Source organism: Streptomyces sp. NPDC096324, from assembly GCF_044763015.1.
Classification (GTDB): domain Bacteria; phylum Actinomycetota; class Actinomycetes; order Streptomycetales; family Streptomycetaceae; genus Streptomyces.
This window is the reverse complement of the sequence record NZ_JBIWFK010000022.1, coordinates 1-14,156: the sequence shown is the minus strand read 5'-3', so window position 1 is coordinate 14,156 and position 14,156 is coordinate 1. Positions and strand designations below refer to the sequence as shown.

Annotated in this window: 15 protein-coding genes; 7 read left to right on the top strand and 8 right to left on the bottom strand. The window is 70.8% G+C overall.

All coding sequences use genetic code 11. The features are described 5' to 3' along the window. Positions 1 to 5 precede the first annotated feature (5 nt). Together ACIQ7M_RS37635 and ACIQ7M_RS37630 are read right to left on the bottom strand one after the other, a co-directional pair. A complete protein-coding gene (locus ACIQ7M_RS37635; protein ID WP_403652815.1) occupies positions 6 to 1,460 on the bottom strand; it encodes an ArsA family ATPase in 1,455 nt (484 codons plus the stop codon). Continuing rightward, positions 1,457 to 2,434 (bottom strand): ArsA-related P-loop ATPase, encoded by a 978-nt coding sequence (locus tag ACIQ7M_RS37630; protein ID WP_355759383.1) that lies wholly within the window; start codon positions 2,432 to 2,434, stop codon positions 1,457 to 1,459. The genes ACIQ7M_RS37635 and ACIQ7M_RS37630 overlap by 4 nt, the downstream gene beginning before the upstream one ends. Before the next feature lie 127 nt (positions 2,435 to 2,561). On the opposite strand from ACIQ7M_RS37630, the gene ACIQ7M_RS37625 reads away from it, so the two are divergent. The 4 genes from ACIQ7M_RS37625 (at position 2,562) to ACIQ7M_RS37610 (ending at position 5,195) form a co-directional block, all read left to right on the top strand. Further along, positions 2,562 to 2,720 (top strand): hypothetical protein, encoded by a 159-nt coding sequence (locus ACIQ7M_RS37625; RefSeq protein WP_355759385.1) that lies wholly within the window; start codon positions 2,562 to 2,564, stop codon positions 2,718 to 2,720. After that, a complete protein-coding gene (locus tag ACIQ7M_RS37620; RefSeq protein ID WP_326786491.1) occupies positions 2,717 to 3,187 on the top strand; it encodes a RidA family protein in 471 nt (156 codons plus the stop codon). The genes ACIQ7M_RS37625 and ACIQ7M_RS37620 overlap by 4 nt, the downstream gene beginning before the upstream one ends. Before the next feature lie 311 nt (positions 3,188 to 3,498). Continuing rightward, positions 3,499 to 4,368 carry an NUDIX hydrolase gene (locus ACIQ7M_RS37615; RefSeq protein ID WP_403652810.1) on the top strand — a complete coding sequence of 290 codons (870 nt, stop codon included), beginning with the start codon at positions 3,499 to 3,501 and terminating at the stop codon, positions 4,366 to 4,368. Beyond that, complete coding sequence (locus tag ACIQ7M_RS37610; RefSeq protein WP_355759389.1) at positions 4,365 to 5,195, top strand: MBL fold metallo-hydrolase; 831 nt, start codon at positions 4,365 to 4,367, stop codon at positions 5,193 to 5,195. Before ACIQ7M_RS37615 ends, ACIQ7M_RS37610 begins: the two co-directional genes overlap by 4 nt. A gap of 103 nt (positions 5,196 to 5,298) precedes the next feature. Here the strand turns inward: ACIQ7M_RS37610 and ACIQ7M_RS37605 are convergent, their stop codons facing one another. Together ACIQ7M_RS37605 and ACIQ7M_RS37600 are read right to left on the bottom strand one after the other, a co-directional pair. After that, positions 5,299 to 6,117, bottom strand: a complete 819-nt coding sequence (locus tag ACIQ7M_RS37605) for a nucleotidyltransferase domain-containing protein (protein ID WP_403652807.1) — start codon at positions 6,115 to 6,117, stop codon at positions 5,299 to 5,301. A 215-nt stretch (positions 6,118 to 6,332) separates the two neighbouring features. After that, positions 6,333 to 7,007, bottom strand: a complete 675-nt coding sequence (locus ACIQ7M_RS37600) for a Crp/Fnr family transcriptional regulator (RefSeq protein WP_006382668.1) — start codon at positions 7,005 to 7,007, stop codon at positions 6,333 to 6,335. 408 nt (positions 7,008 to 7,415) lie between these two features. Here ACIQ7M_RS37600 and nth point away from each other — a divergent pair, with 408 nt between their 5' ends. The 3 genes from nth to ACIQ7M_RS37585 are packed head-to-tail and all read left to right on the top strand — an operon-like array spanning position 7,416 to position 10,456. Continuing rightward, on the top strand, positions 7,416 to 8,480 hold the full coding sequence (gene nth, locus ACIQ7M_RS37595) for an endonuclease III (RefSeq protein WP_403652978.1): 1,065 nt from the start codon (positions 7,416 to 7,418) through the stop codon (positions 8,478 to 8,480). Positions 8,481 to 8,532: 52 nt separating this feature from the next. Further along, complete coding sequence (locus tag ACIQ7M_RS37590) at positions 8,533 to 9,243, top strand: CoA pyrophosphatase (protein ID WP_355759393.1); 711 nt, start codon at positions 8,533 to 8,535, stop codon at positions 9,241 to 9,243. 13 nt (positions 9,244 to 9,256) lie between these two features. Continuing rightward, positions 9,257 to 10,456 carry a MarP family serine protease gene (locus ACIQ7M_RS37585; protein ID WP_355759395.1) on the top strand — a complete coding sequence of 400 codons (1,200 nt, stop codon included), beginning with the start codon at positions 9,257 to 9,259 and terminating at the stop codon, positions 10,454 to 10,456. Positions 10,457 to 10,608: 152 nt separating this feature from the next. Here the strand turns inward: ACIQ7M_RS37585 and ACIQ7M_RS37580 are convergent, their stop codons facing one another. The 4 genes from ACIQ7M_RS37580 to nhaA all read right to left on the bottom strand — a co-directional run bounded on the left by ACIQ7M_RS37580 (position 10,609) and on the right by nhaA (position 13,815). Beyond that, positions 10,609 to 10,788, bottom strand: a complete 180-nt coding sequence (locus ACIQ7M_RS37580) for a hypothetical protein (RefSeq protein WP_386980834.1) — start codon at positions 10,786 to 10,788, stop codon at positions 10,609 to 10,611. Between the two features lie 162 nt (positions 10,789 to 10,950). Further along, positions 10,951 to 11,901, bottom strand: a complete 951-nt coding sequence (locus ACIQ7M_RS37575; protein WP_355759399.1) for an alpha/beta hydrolase — start codon at positions 11,899 to 11,901, stop codon at positions 10,951 to 10,953. Beyond that, the gene (locus tag ACIQ7M_RS37570; RefSeq protein ID WP_403652802.1) at positions 11,898 to 12,374 is read right to left on the bottom strand and encodes a phage holin family protein; all 477 of its coding nucleotides are present in this window, start codon (positions 12,372 to 12,374) and stop codon (positions 11,898 to 11,900) included. The genes ACIQ7M_RS37575 and ACIQ7M_RS37570 overlap by 4 nt, the downstream gene beginning before the upstream one ends. Positions 12,375 to 12,417: 43 nt before the next feature. Beyond that, a complete protein-coding gene (nhaA, locus tag ACIQ7M_RS37565) occupies positions 12,418 to 13,815 on the bottom strand; it encodes a Na+/H+ antiporter NhaA (protein WP_403652799.1) in 1,398 nt (465 codons plus the stop codon). Positions 13,816 to 14,156 lie beyond the last annotated feature (341 nt).

Genomic DNA, 14,156 nt, shown 5'->3' with positions numbered 1-14,156 from the left:
CGCGCTCAGCTTTCGGGCAGCTCCGGCCGGTGGGCCGCGAGCCGGTTCCCGATGTCCCGCAGCCCCACGAGATCGTGGACGTCGCCGGGCAGCGCGGCCACTTCGGCCACCGGCACCTCGGGGTGTCGCGCGGCGAAGCGGTCACGCGTGCGCTGCTCGCGGGAGAGCAACTGCATGCGCTCGGCGTGGAGCCTCAGCAGGCCTGCGGTGAGTTGGTCGATGGATCGCTCGGGGTCCGTGGCGGCGGTCCTGTCCGTAGCGGTGGTGTCGTCCGTGCCGGCGGTCCTGTCCGTGGTGGCGGGGGAGCCTTCGTCAGGAGCTGATGTGCCGGAAGCCGGTGATTCTGAACTGCCGTACGTGTCAGGAGAGTTACGAAGTCCAGCCTTCCCGTCCGCCTGATCCACAATGCGGGCTTCGGCAAGATTTTCTACGGCGGCGGCTTCGGGTTCCTCCGAACCGGCGGCTCCCGGATCCTCCGCGGCGTTGGCCTCGGGGTTCTCCGCGGCTTCCGGGTTCTCCGCGTCGGCGGAATCCAGATCCTCCGCGGCGGAGAGCGCGCGCTCGGCGGAGAGCTGGGCGGCCCCGCTGCCGTGCACCCGGTTGAGCACCAGCCCGGCGAACGGCATCTCCTCCGCGGCCAGCCGCTGCACGAAGTACGCGGCCTCGCGCAGCGCGTCCCGCTCGGGCGCCGCCACCACCAGGAACGCGGTGCCGGGCGCCTGGAGCAGCTTGTACGTGGCGTCGGCCCGCGTACGGAAACCGCCGAACGTGGTGTCCATGGCCGAGACGAACGTCTGCACGTCCTTCAGGAGCTGGCCGCCGAGCAGCTTGCCCAGGGTGCCCGTCATCATCGACATCCCGACGTTCAGGAACTTCATGCCCGCCCGGCCGCCCAGCTTCGCCGGCGCCGTCAGCAGCCGGATCAGCCGTCCGTCGAGGAAGGAACCGAGCCGCTTCGGGGCGTCCAGGAAGTCCAGCGCCGAACGCGACGGCGGCGTGTCGACCACGATCAGGTCCCACTCGTCGCGCGCTCGCAACTGGCCCAGCTTCTCCATCGCCATGTACTCCTGCGTGCCCGCGAAGCCCGCCGAGAGCGATTGGTAGAACGGGTTGTTGAGGATGGCCGCCGCCCGGTCCCCGTCCGCGTGCGCCTCGACGATCTCGTCGAACGTGCGCTTCATGTCGAGCATCATGGCGTGCAGCTCGCCGCTGCCCTCGACGCCCTTCACCCGGCGCGGAGTGTTGTCCAGGGAATCGATGCCCATCGACTGCGCCAGCCTGCGCGCGGGGTCGATGGTGAGCACGACCACCTTGCGGCCGCGCTCCGCGGCACGCAGCCCCAGCGCCGCCGCCGTGGTCGTCTTGCCGACGCCGCCCGAACCGCAGCACACCACGATGCGGGTTTCCGGGTCGTCGAGCAGCGGGTCGAGATCGAGGACGCGGGCGGTGTCCAGACTCATGACATCCCTTGCTTACGGAGCTGTGCGGCCAGTTCGTACAGGCCCGCCAGGTCCAGGCCCTCGGCGAGCAGCGGGAGTTCGTGCAACGGCAGGTCCTGCTCGGCCAGCACGCTCCGCTGCTCGGTCTCCAGCGTGTACCGCTCGGCGTACTCCTCGGCCTGCTGGAGAAGCGGGTCCACCAGCCGTTCGGCGAGGCCGCCGCGCCGCGCCCCGCCGAGACCGGCCGAGGAGAGCGACTTGGCGATCGCCGAACGCGGAGCGGTCTTCGCCAGTTCCAGGTCGACGGCGTCGAGGAGTGCCGGGCGCACCATGTTCACGATGATCCGGCCGACGGGAAGCTTCGCCGCGCGCAGCTCCGCGATCCCGTCCGCGGTCTCCTGTACGGGCATCTCCTCCAGCAGCGTCACCAAGTGGACCGCCGTCTCCGGGGACTTGAGGACACGCATGACGGCCTGGGCCTGATTGTGTATCGGGCCGATCTTGGCGAGGCCGGCGACCTCGTCGTTCACGTTCAGGAAGCGGGTGATGCGGCCGGTGGGGGGCGCGTCCATCACCACGTAGTCGTACGTGAAGCGGCCGCTCTTCTCCTTGCGGCGCACCGCCTCGCACGCCTTGCCGGTCAGCAGGACGTCCCGCAGTCCGGGCGCGATGGTGGTCGCGAAGTCGATCGCGCCCAGCTTTTTGAGGGCGCGGCCGGCACCGCCCAGTTTGTAGAACATCTGGAGGTAGTCCAGCAGCGCGAGTTCGGGGTCGATGGCGAGGGCGAACACCTCCCCGCCACCTGGAGCGACGGCGATCTTCCGCTCCTCGTAAGGCAGCGCTTCTGTCTCGAAGAGCTGCGCGATGCCCTGTCTGCCCTCGACCTCGACGAGGAGGGCACGCTTGCCCTCGGTCGCGAGGGCGAGCGCGAGGGCGGCGGCCACCGTGGTCTTGCCGGTACCGCCCTTGCCGCTGACGACCTGGAGCCTGCTCACGTATTCGAGCCTAACCAGTCCGCAGCCGGAGTAAGCAGGAGGCTGTGGACAACCGGCGCTGTCGGAGGCGGGGACGGCGGGTGACTCGGGCGGGAGACGGTGGTCGCCAGCGGCTACAGTCGGCCACATGACCAAATGGGAATACGCCACTGTGCCGCTGCTCGTCCACGCCACGAAGCAGATTCTGGACACCTGGGGCGAAGACGGCTGGGAGCTGGTCCAGGTCGTGCCCGGACCCAACCCCGAGCAGCTCGTGGCCTACCTGAAGCGCGAGAGGTCGGCATGAGCGGGGCTGTCGAGGCGAAGCTCGCCGAACTCGGACTGAGCCTTCCGGGCGTCGTTCCGCCGCTGGCCGCGTACCAGCCCGCCGTGCAGTCGGGCGTGTACGTGTACACGGCCGGGCAGCTTCCGATGGTGGACGGGAAGCTTCCGGTCACCGGGAAGGTGGGCGCCGAGGTCACGGCCGAGGAGGCCAAGGAGCTCGCCCGTACGTGCGCGCTGAACGCTCTGGCCGCGGTGAAGTCGGTCGTGGGCGACCTCGACCGCATCGCGCGTGTCGTCAAGGTCGTGGGTTTCGTGGCGTCGGCGTCGGACTTCACCGGGCAGCCGGGTGTGCTGAACGGGGCGAGTGAGCTGCTGGGCGCCGTGCTCGGCGACAAGGGTGTGCACGCCCGGAGCGCGGTCGGTGTGGCTGTTCTGCCGCTGGACGCGCCGGTCGAGGTCGAGATCCAGGTGGAGCTCACGCACGCGTAGCCCTTCGGGGTGTCACCGGGTGCGGTGTCGGTCCGGTGGGTGGGTCGGGGCCGTGCCGGTGCATCAGCCCGTCGCCGTTGGACGGAGAGGTGACCGTCGGTGGCGACGGGCATCGATGTACCGGCACGTCCCCGACGGCGCGTTCCCGGCTGCGGGTGCGGGATCCAGACGGTCACAGCCCCTCCGGCGTTTGAGGAGCGGGGTCTGGGGCGGAGCCCCAGGTATGGGACGGGTAGGGGCGGCGGGGGCGAAAGTCGCTTGTGGGGCGGTGGGGCCTCGAACATCCGCCCGGCTCGGGATAGCCTCCGGCCATGGGGAATGGGCAATGGTTTCCGGCGGACTGGCCGGAGCGGATTCGGGCGCTCGCCGAGGGCACACTGACGCCGGTCACACCCCGGCGCGCCGCCACGGTGATGCTGGTCAAGGACAGCGAGACCGGCCCTGTGCTCCACATGCTGCGCCGACGCGCCTCCATGGCCTTCGCCGGAGGCGCGTACGCGTATCCGGGCGGCGGCGTGGACCCGCGCGACGACGAGCAGCAGATCCGCTGGGCGGGACCCACGCGCGCGTGGTGGGCGAACCGGCTCGGCGTGGACGAGACCTCCGCCCAGGCCATCGTGTGCGCGGCCGTACGCGAGACGTACGAGGAGGCGGGCGTCCTGCTCGCCGGCCCCAGCCCGGACAGCGTCGTCGGTGACACCACGGGGGACGACTGGGAGACGGACCGGGCTGCCCTCGTCGCCAGGGATCTGTCCTTCGCGGAGTTCCTCGACCGCAGAGGACTCGTGCTCCGCTCCGACCTGCTCGGGGCCTGGGCCCGCTGGATCACCCCGGAGTTCGAGTCCCGCCGCTATGACACGTGGTTCTTCGTGGCGGTCCTCCCGGAGGGCCAGCGCACGCGGAACGCCTCCACGGAGGCCGACCGCACCGTGTGGATCCGTCCCGCCGACGCGGCGGCCGGCTACGACAAGGGCGAGCTGCTGATGATGCCGCCCACCATCGCGACCCTGCGCGGGATCGTGGCGTACGAGAGGGCCGCCGACGCCCTCGCCGCCGCGGACGCCCGTGATCTGACCCCCGTCCTGGCCGAGGCGCGCCTGGAGGAGGGCGAGGTCGTCCTCTCCTGGCCCGGTCACGACGAGTTCACCAAGCACATCCCGACCGGCGGAGCACCCGCATGACCGACGCAGCAGCCCTCCCCGGTCAGCCGCGTGGCACGGTCCTGTCCGGGCCCGCCACCGCGCGCGCGGTGAACGTCCTCGCCCCCAACGCCTCCGCGATGACCCTGGACGGCACGAACACGTGGATCGTGTCCGAGCCGGACTCCGAGCTCGCGGTCGTCATCGACCCGGGCCCCCTGGACGACGTACACCTGCGTACGGTCCTGGACACGGCCGAGCGGGCCGGCAAGCGTGTCGCGCTGACCCTGCTCACGCACGGGCATCCCGACCACGCGGAGGGCGCGTCGCGCTTCGCCGAGCTGACGGGGACCGCCGTCCGCGCGCTGGACCCCGCGCTGCGGCTCGGGGACGAAGGACTGGCCGCGGGAGACGTGATCAGCCTCGGCGGGCTGGAGCTGCGTGTCGTGTCGACTCCCGGGCACACCGCCGACTCGCTGTGCTTCCATCTCCCGGCCGATCAGGCCGTGCTGACGGGGGACACCGTCCTGGGGCGCGGTACGACCGTGGTGGCCCATCCCGACGGGCGCCTGGGTGACTACCTCGACTCCCTGCGCCGGCTCCGTTCGCTGACGGTCGACGACGGTGTCCACACCGTCCTGCCCGGGCACGGTCCGGTCCTCGACGACGCGCAGGGCGCGGTCGAGTTCTATCTCGCCCACCGTGCCCACCGGCTCGCCCAGGTCGAGACCGCCGTCGAGAACGGCCTCCACTCGCCGCAAGAGGTCGTCGCCCGCGTCTACGTCGACGTGGACCGGTCTCTGTGGCCCGCGGCCGAGCTGTCGGTGCGGGCGCAGATGGACTATCTGCGGGAGCACGGGCTCATCTAGGACGCGCGCGTTCTACGGAGGCGGTGGTGTCCGGGCCGTGGTGTCCAGGGCCTGGTGTTCGGGGCCGCGTTCTCGGGGCTTGTCGAGGGACTGGAGGAGGCGTTCAGGGGCGGGGTGCCTTGATGCCGTGCACGCGCGCGTACTCCTCGGCCAGCCACGGCCCCAGATCCTCGGTGTACGAGCGGAGCACGGCGGCGTCGCCGGTCGGCTCGTGACCGCGTACGGCCGCGCCGCGCAGGTCGGCGGTCCGCCGCGGGTAGTACGCGCCGAACGCCTCGGCCATCTCCCCGAGGTCGCTGGTCCAGCCGTTCCAGCGCGGCATGACGAGTGTGAAGCCGGTGCGGACGAGGTGCCGGGACATCGAGCGCACCAGCGGGCGCCTGGCCTTCTCCGTGTCCGCGGCCGTGGCGATCCGTTCGCGCCAGCGCGGCAGCAGCAGGGCGAGGTCGCCGTTCGTCTCGCGGGCCAGCAGCGGGTCGGGACGGTAGCGCGGAAGGCGTTCCGCCAGGTCCTCGCCCAGGAGAGGGGTGCAGAGGCAGGCGACGAACCAGCCGAGGTCGTGGGTCTCCAGGTCGCTCAGCAGCCGCGTACGGCTGAACAGCAGGATTCCCACGCCGTCGATCGCGGCGAACTCCTCGTCGAGCGCCGCTTCGAGCGCTCGGGCGTCGGCGCGGTCGGTGTCCGTCGGCTCCTCGCGCAGGGACAGCAGCAGGTCGAGATCGGAGCGTCCCACGCGCGCGGTGCCGCGCGGGATCGAGCCGTAGAGGTATGCGCCGTCCAGCCGGGCCCCGAAGGCGTCCAGGACCCGTTCACGGGCCGCCGTGACGACGGCCTCGAAGGCGTACGGCACGCGCGCCAGTGATCCCTCGCGCTCGATGTATCCCTCGGGGTCGAGGCCTCTGCGGTGCCCCTGTGCGGTCATGCGGCCACTGTCCCTCGAAGGGTGGCCGGGGCGCAGATCATTTACGGGCTCACGGATCGCGGCCGGGGGAAGGGCCGAAGGAGAGGGAGACGGAGGGTGGAGGCTGGAGGCCGAGCAAGGCGGGAGACCGCGGCGGAGTCCCGGCTCCGGGGGTTACGACGACGGGGTCCCGCCTCGGTGGGAGGCGGGACCCCGTCGACGTACGGGCGCAGGCGTCAGCGCGAGCGCTTGGCGAGCCGCTCCACGTCCAGGAGGATCACCGCGCGGGCCTCCAGGCGGAGCCAGCCGCGGCCCGCGAAGTCGGCGAGCGCCTTGTTGACGGTCTCGCGGGAGGCGCCGACGAGCTGGGCGAGCTCCTCCTGCGTGAGGTCGTGCACGACGTGGATGCCCTCTTCGGACTGCACGCCGAAGCGGCGCGACAGGTCGAGCAGGGCGCGCGCGACACGGCCGGGCACGTCGGAGAAGACCAGGTCGGACATCTGGTCGTTGGTCTTGCGCAGGCGCCGGGCGACGGCGCGCAGCAGAGCGGCGGCCACCTCGGGGCGCGCGTTCAGCCAGGGCTGGAGGTCGCCGTGGCCGAGGCCGAGCAGCTTGACCTCGGTGAGCGCGGTGGCGGTCGCCGTGCGCGGGCCCGGGTCGAACAGCGACAGTTCGCCGATCAGCTCACCGGGGCCGAGGACGGCCAGCATGTTCTCGCGCCCGTCGGGGGAGGTGCGGTGGAGCTTCACCTTGCCCTCGGTGACCACATAGAGGCGGTCGCCGGGGTCGCCTTCATGGAAGAGGGCGTCGCCTCGCGCGAGGGTCACCTCACTCATGGAGGCGCGGAGCTCCGCGGCCTGCTCGTCATCGAGCGCCGCGAAGAGCGGGGCGCGCCGCAGAACGTCGTCCACGAGTTCTCTCCTTGTCGACCTGCTCAGGGGATCGTGCTCCCCCTTGGTACCAGGGGACCGTGTTCCCCATCTTGCCGGACGGTCCAAACAGTGTGATCAGTCACAAGTCTGCCGCACTGGCGTCCCAACGAGTGCGGCAGGGGGCCAATTGGGGGCCGATCTTCGGGGTCCGGGGCGGATGTCGGTGCCGGGCTTTAGGCTGGCCGGGTGTCCAAATCGCCGGTGAGAGCACAGGCCAAGGGGGCTGGGCGGGTGGTTGTACGTCGCGATTCCGCTGTGGGCGAACAGGCCCCCGACGGAACCAAAGAACAGGCAAAAGCCGCAAAGTCGAAGCCGGTGAAGGCGGTGCCGGAGGCCGCGTCCGGGGTGGCGTCCGCGGCCGCGTCGACGACCGCCGGCGGGAAGAGCGTGAAGAAGACGGCCCCTCGGGCCGCCAAGAAGGTGACACCCGCGAAATCGGCCGCGAAGAAGACGACTCCGGCCGAGGCCGCTTCCGGGAGGACAGCCGCGGGCAGGATCGCCGAGGCTGCCGGAAAGACCGCCTCGAAGAAGGCCTTCGGAAAGACTGCCTCCAAGACGACCGTCGGAAAGACCGTCTCCAAGAAGGCCGTCGGGAAGACCGTCTCCAAGAAGGCGACGTCCGGTGAGGCCGCCTCCGGGAGGACGGCACCGGCGCGGTCCGTCGCGGCGCCGCCGCGGAACGAGTCGCACACCGCCCTCGTCCGCCGGGCCCGCCGCATCAACCGCGAACTCGCCGAGGTGTACCCGTACGCCCACCCGGAGCTCGACTTCGAGAACCCCTTCCAGTTGGTCGTCGCCACGGTCCTGTCCGCCCAGACCACCGACCTGCGGGTGAACCAGACGACGCCGGCGCTCTTCGCCAGGTACCCGACCCCCGAGGACCTCGCCGAGGCCAACCCGGAGGAGGTCGAGGAGATCCTGCGCCCGACCGGGTTCTTCCGGGCCAAGACCAAATCCGTCATAGGGCTCTCCAAGGCCTTGAGGGACGACTTCGGGGGCGAGGTGCCCGGCCGCCTCGAAGACCTCGTGAAACTGCCCGGAGTGGGCCGCAAGACCGCGTTCGTCGTGCTCGGCAACGCCTTCGGGCGGCCCGGGATCACCGTGGACACGCACTTCCAGCGGCTCGTGCGGCGCTGGCAGTGGACCGCGGAGACCGAGCCGGACAAGATCGAGAGGGCCGTCGGCGGCCTCTTCCCGAAGAACGAGTGGACGATGCTGTCGCACCACGTGATCTTCCACGGCCGCCGCATCTGCCACGCCCGCAAGCCCGCCTGCGGTGCCTGCCCCATCGCCCCCCTCTGCCCGGCGTACGGGGAGGGCGAGACCGACCCCGAGAAGGCGAAGAAGCTCCTGAAGTACGAGAAGGGCGGCTTCCCCGGACAGCGGCTCAACCCCCCGCAGGCCTATCTGGACGCGGGCGGCAGGCCCGCGCCCCCGCTGGGCGCCGGATGACGGAACGAACACGGCCTCGGCGGGCGTTGGGAAGAGCAGAACGGGGGTGGCGATGAAGCACGCAGGCAACACACGGAACGCGAGCGACGCGCAGGGCGGGCCGGTGCTCAGCAAGGACGGTCTGCCGGACTGGCTGGGCCCGGTGGCGCAGGTCGCGGAGACCGTGGAACCGCTCCAGCTCAGCCGCTTCCTGCCGCCGGCGAACGGCACGGGCCGCCAGTCCGCGGTACTCATCCTCTTCGGCGAGGGCCCGCGCGGCCCCGAGCTGCTGCTCATGGAACGGGCGGGCACCCTCCGGTCGCACGCCGGACAGCCGTCCTTCCCCGGCGGCGCCCTCGACCCGGAGGACGGCGATCCGAAGACCGACGGACCGCTGAACGCCGCGCTGCGCGAGGCCGAGGAGGAGACCGGCCTCGACCCGAGCGGCGTTCAGCTCTTCGGCGTGCTGCCCAAGCTGTACATCCCGGTGAGCCGCTTCGTGGTCACTCCGGTCCTCGGCTGGTGGCGCCGCCCGACGCCGGTCGGTGTCGTCGACCCGGGCGAGACGGCCCGCGTCTTCACCGTCCCCGTGGTGGATCTCACGGATCCGGCCAACCGTGCGACCACCGTCCACCCGAGCGGCCACCGAGGCCCGGCATTTCTGGTCGAATCGGCGCTGGTCTGGGGTTTTACGGCCGGAGTGATCGACAAGATTCTGCATTTCGCGGGGTGGGAGCGTCCGTGGGACCGCGAGAAGCAGGTCCCGCTCGACTGGCGCGCGTGACAAGGTGACCTTCGTGAATGTGCTGGACATCCTGTTGCTGGTCGCCGCCGTGTGGTTCGCGATCGTGGGCTACCGCCAGGGCTTCGTCGTCGGCATCCTGTCGGTGATCGGCTTCCTGGGCGGTGGTCTCGTCGCCGTCTACCTGCTCCCGGTCGTCTGGAGCTGGACGACCGACGACAGCAAGGTGAGTACGACCGCCGCCGTGGTCGCCGTGGTCGTCGTGATCGTCTGCGCCTCCGTCGGCCAGGCCCTCACCACCCACCTCGGCAACAAACTCCGCCGGTACATCACATGGTCCCCGGCCAGAGCCCTGGACGCGACCGGCGGCGCCCTGGTCAACGTCGTGGCGATGTTGCTCGTCGCCTGGCTGATCGGCTCCGCCCTGGCCGGCACGACACTGCCGACGCTCGGCAAGGAAGTCCGCAACTCCAAGGTGCTGCTCGGGGTTTCCCGCGCGCTGCCCGCCCAGGCCAACACCTGGTTCGCCGACTTCTCCTCGGTCCTCGCGCAGAACGGCTTCCCTCAGGTCTTCAGCCCGTTCGCCAACGAGCCCATCACCGAGGTCCAGCCGCCCGACCCCCAGCTCGCCGCCAGTCCCGTCGCCGCCCGCTCGCAGAACTCCATCGTCAAGGTCATGGGTACCGCCCAGAGTTGCGGCAAGGTCCTCGAAGGCACCGGCTTCGTCTTCAGTGACCGCCGTGTGATGACCAACGCGCACGTGGTCGGCGGAGTCGACGAACCCACCGTCCAGATAGGCGGCCGGGGCAAGAAGTACGACGCCACGGTCGTCCTGTACGACTGGGAGCGCGACATCGCCGTCCTCGATGTACCGAACCTGAAGGCGCCCGCACTGCGGTTCAGCGCCAAGGACGCGGCCAGCGGCGACAGCGCGATCGTCGCCGGGTTCCCGCAGAACGGCTCGTACAACGTCCAGCCCGCGCGCGTACGGGGCCGCATCACCGCCAACGGCCCGGACATCTACCACCGCAAGACGGTCCGCCGCGATGTCTACTCGCTGTACGCGACGGTCCGTCAGGGCAACTCCGGCGGACCGCTGCTGACACCCGACGGCAAGGTGTACGGCGTGGTCTTCGCGAAGTCGCTCGACGACGCCGAGACCGGTTACGCCCTCACCGCGGACGAGGTCCGGCAGGACATCGCCAAGGGGCGTACGGCCGACCAGCAGGTGGACAGCGACAGCTGCGCGCTCTGACCGGCAGGCCTGCGCGCTTCGACCGGCAGGCCTGGCCTCTGCCGCGTAAAGGGCGCGGCGGGGCCTTCACCGCATGACGGCGCGGATGGGACCTCTGCCGAAATGGAGGGCGCGAGCGGGGCCTCTGCCGCTGAGAGAGTGCGGGCCGGATCTCAGCCGCGTGGATGGCGCAACCGCATGGAGACCCAGCGGGCCCGGCGTCGCAGAATGTGCGGAATCCCTACACGCGGATCCGTGCCCGCCCAGTGGGGGGAGTCTCCCTGACGAGAGCTCAGACCCGTGGCCGAGCGGCGATTGCGTGCTGCGTCACTGTAGTCGTGCGTCCAGCCCATACCCCGACGTCTGCCCCCGCCCCAAGGTCTATAACCGCGCCCCGGCCCCTCAATTGGCCTATGCGCCGGGCAAGTGGCCGTTCGTAGGACAGGTGTTCGCGGTCCTCGTTCCGGACGCGGCACCGGGCGCGGTCACGCGGTCACCGACGGGTGACCGAGGTGTCACCTATCGGGTTCCGGATCCTTCAGCCAGTTGATCAGTTCGGTGGAGAAGGCGACCGGATCCTCCTCGTGCGGGAAGTGGCCGAGCCCGTCGAACAGCCGCCAGCGGTACGGCGCTTCGACGTACTCCCCGGAGCCCGCCGCGCTCCGCGTCCGCATCACCGGATCGAGTGAGCCGTGCAGATGCAGGGTCGGCACGCGCACCGGCCGCTTCATGCGCCGGTTGAACTGGATGCCGTCAGGGCGCGCCATGGACCGCACCATCCACCGGTAGGGCTCGATGGAGCAGTGCGCGGTCGAGGGGATCCGCATGGCCCGGCGGTACGTCTCCAGGACGTCCTCTTCCGGCTGCCGGGGACCCGACCAGTCGCTCACCAGACGGCCCACCAGGGCGGCGTCGTCGGCGAGGAGTTGGCGCTCGGGGATCCAGGGACGCTGGAACCCCCAGATGTACGAGCCGGCCGTCGTCTGCCTGACGTCGGAGAGCATCGCGGAGCGCCAGCGCCGCGGATGCGGCATGGACGACACCGCGAGCCGGCGGACGAGCTTGGGCCGCATGGCGGCCGCCGTCCACGCCAGATAGCCGCCGAGGTCGTGCCCGACCAGCGCGGCGTCGGGCTCGCCGAGGGACCGTACGACCCCGGTGATGTCGAGCGCGAGGTTGGCGGGGTCGTAGCCGCGCGGGGTGCGGTCGCTGCCCCCGACACCCCGCAGGTCCATGGCGACGGCCCGGAACCCGGCGTCGGCGAGCGCGACGAGCTGGTGCCGCCAGGCCCACCAGAACTGCGGGAAGCCGTGCAGCAGCAGCACGAGCGGCCCGTCACCGAGCTCGGCGATGTGGAAGCGCGCGCCGTTGGCGGCCACGTCCCGGTGCGTGACTTTGTGGTCGCCGGGAAGGTCGATCCGTACGACCGAGGTGGGTTGCGCCGAAGGTGTGGCGGGGTCCGTCATGAGGATGAGCGTGCCACAGCCTTGACGGCGTCCTCGACCGGCTCGGGCCGGGGGTGCGGCTTGGCGTTCGGCAGAACACCCGCCGTCTCCTTCACGGACGCGGCCACCTTCTGCGGGCTCTGGCTCTTCTTGACCTTCTTGGCGAAGATCATGCCGATCAGCGCGAGCACGGCCGCGATCAGCACGTTCGCCGCGAACGACAGCAGGAAGCAGATCGCGAGATTCCAGTGGCTCCAGGTCCGGATGCCGTACGTGAGGGCGAAGCTGAGCATCGGCAGCGAGAAGATCAGGATCGCGCCGGCCGCCGAGAACGCCCCGCCGCTGACCGCGCCGCGCTTGACGTCCTGCTTGAGCTGCGCCTTCGCCAGCGCGATCTCGTCGTGCACCAGCGCGGACATCTCGGTCGTCGCCGCGGCGACCAACTGGCCGATGCTGCGTTCGGCACCGACCGGGCTCCCGTCGGGTGCGCTCATCGCGATCTCCCTCTTCTGCATGTGTTTGTACGGTCCTGTCAGATCATGCCGGACCGAGGTTCTCCTCGCTTGCCCCACCCGCCAGTTCGGCAAGCCTGCGGTGTTCGGCGGCCTTCTCCTCGTGGATCGCCGCCATGCGCAGGTGGTACGCCGGCTTGTGCTCCTCGTAGATGTCGGGGATGCCGTCGTGGTCCTCGTCGCGCTCCTCGGCCGCGCACAGCGAGCGGTACTTGGAGTTGCGTATCTTCAACAGCGCCGTGGCGAGCACGGCCGCGATGAACGAGCCGATCAGGACGGCTGCCTTGATCTCGTCGGTGAGGCCCGTGTCGCCCTGGAAGGCGAGTTCGCCGATCAGGAGGGAGACCGTGAAGCCGACGCCGGCGAGCGCGGCGACGGCGGCGACGTCGGCCCACTCCAGGTCGTCACTGAGCGAGGCCCTGGTGAACCGGGCCGTCAGCCAGGTGCCGCCGAAGATGCCGACCGCCTTGCCGACGACGAGTCCGAGCACCACGCCGAGCGTCTCGGGCCGGGTGAACACATCGTGGATCGCACCGCCGGAGACCACGACACCGGCGCTGAACAAGGCGAACATCGGCACGGCGAGTCCCGCCGACACCGGACGCACCAGATGCTCGATGTGCTCCCCGGGGGAGTGTTCCTCGCCCTCGTGCGGATGGCAGTGCATCATCAGACCCATGGCGACACCGGCGATGGTGGCGTGGATGCCGCTGTTGTACATCAGCGCCCAGATGACCAGCGCGAGCGGAACGTACACGTACCAGCCGTGTACGCCCTTGCGCAGCAGCAGCCAGAAGACGACCAGGCCCACGAGTGCCCCGCCGAGCGCCGCGAAGTCGATGGAGCTGGTGAAGAAGACCGCGATGATCAAAATCGCGAACAGGTCGTCGACGACGGCGAGGGTGAGCAGGAAGGCACGCAGCGCGGACGGCAGGGACGTCCCGATGACGGCGAGCACCGCGAGGGCGAAGGCGATGTCGGTGGCGGTGGGGACGGCCCATCCGTCGAGCGAGCCCCCGCCCGCCACGTTGGTCAGGACGTAGACGACCGCGGGAACGGCCATGCCGCAGATCGCGGCGGCCACGGGCAGCAGCGCGGCCTTGGGGTCCCGCAGATCCCCGGCCACCAGTTCGCGCTTCAGTTCGATGCCGGCGACGAAGAAGAAGACGGCGAGCAGCCCGTCGGCCGCCCAGTGCTCCACGGACAGGTCGAGTCCGAGCGCGGCCGGTCCGAAGTGGTGGTGCGAGACGGCTTCGTAACTGTGCGGCAGGGTGTTCGCCCAGATCAGGGCCGCGACCGCGGCGATCAGCAGGATCACTCCGCCCACGGTCTCGGTGCGCAGCGCGTCCGCCACGAAGTTCCGCTCGGGCAGGGACATCAGGCCCAGGAACTTGCGTGGGGTGGTGCTGGGGGGCGCGGTCACGGGGAGGACCTCCGGTCGAGCAGGCAGGGCGAAGTACTCGCCGACCAGACTTCCCGGCACACCATGAACGATCTTGTCGCGTCTCTGACGCTTTACCTACTTTACCCATGATCCGGCCGGGTCGGTGGGGATCTCCACGCTACGGCTGGACCGGGCGCGGAGCCCGCTGGTTGGGCCGAAGGGGCGCTGTGCCGGTCGCCCGAGTGGGGGACGGAAACGCCTGAGGGGTGCGGGAGCACGGTGAGCGTGCGACCCCCCCCCACCAGGCCGCGGCGGCGGGGCGGCCCCCCCCCACAGCGCGCGGGGCGCGGCCCGCCCCCGAGCCACGTGACAAGGCCCAA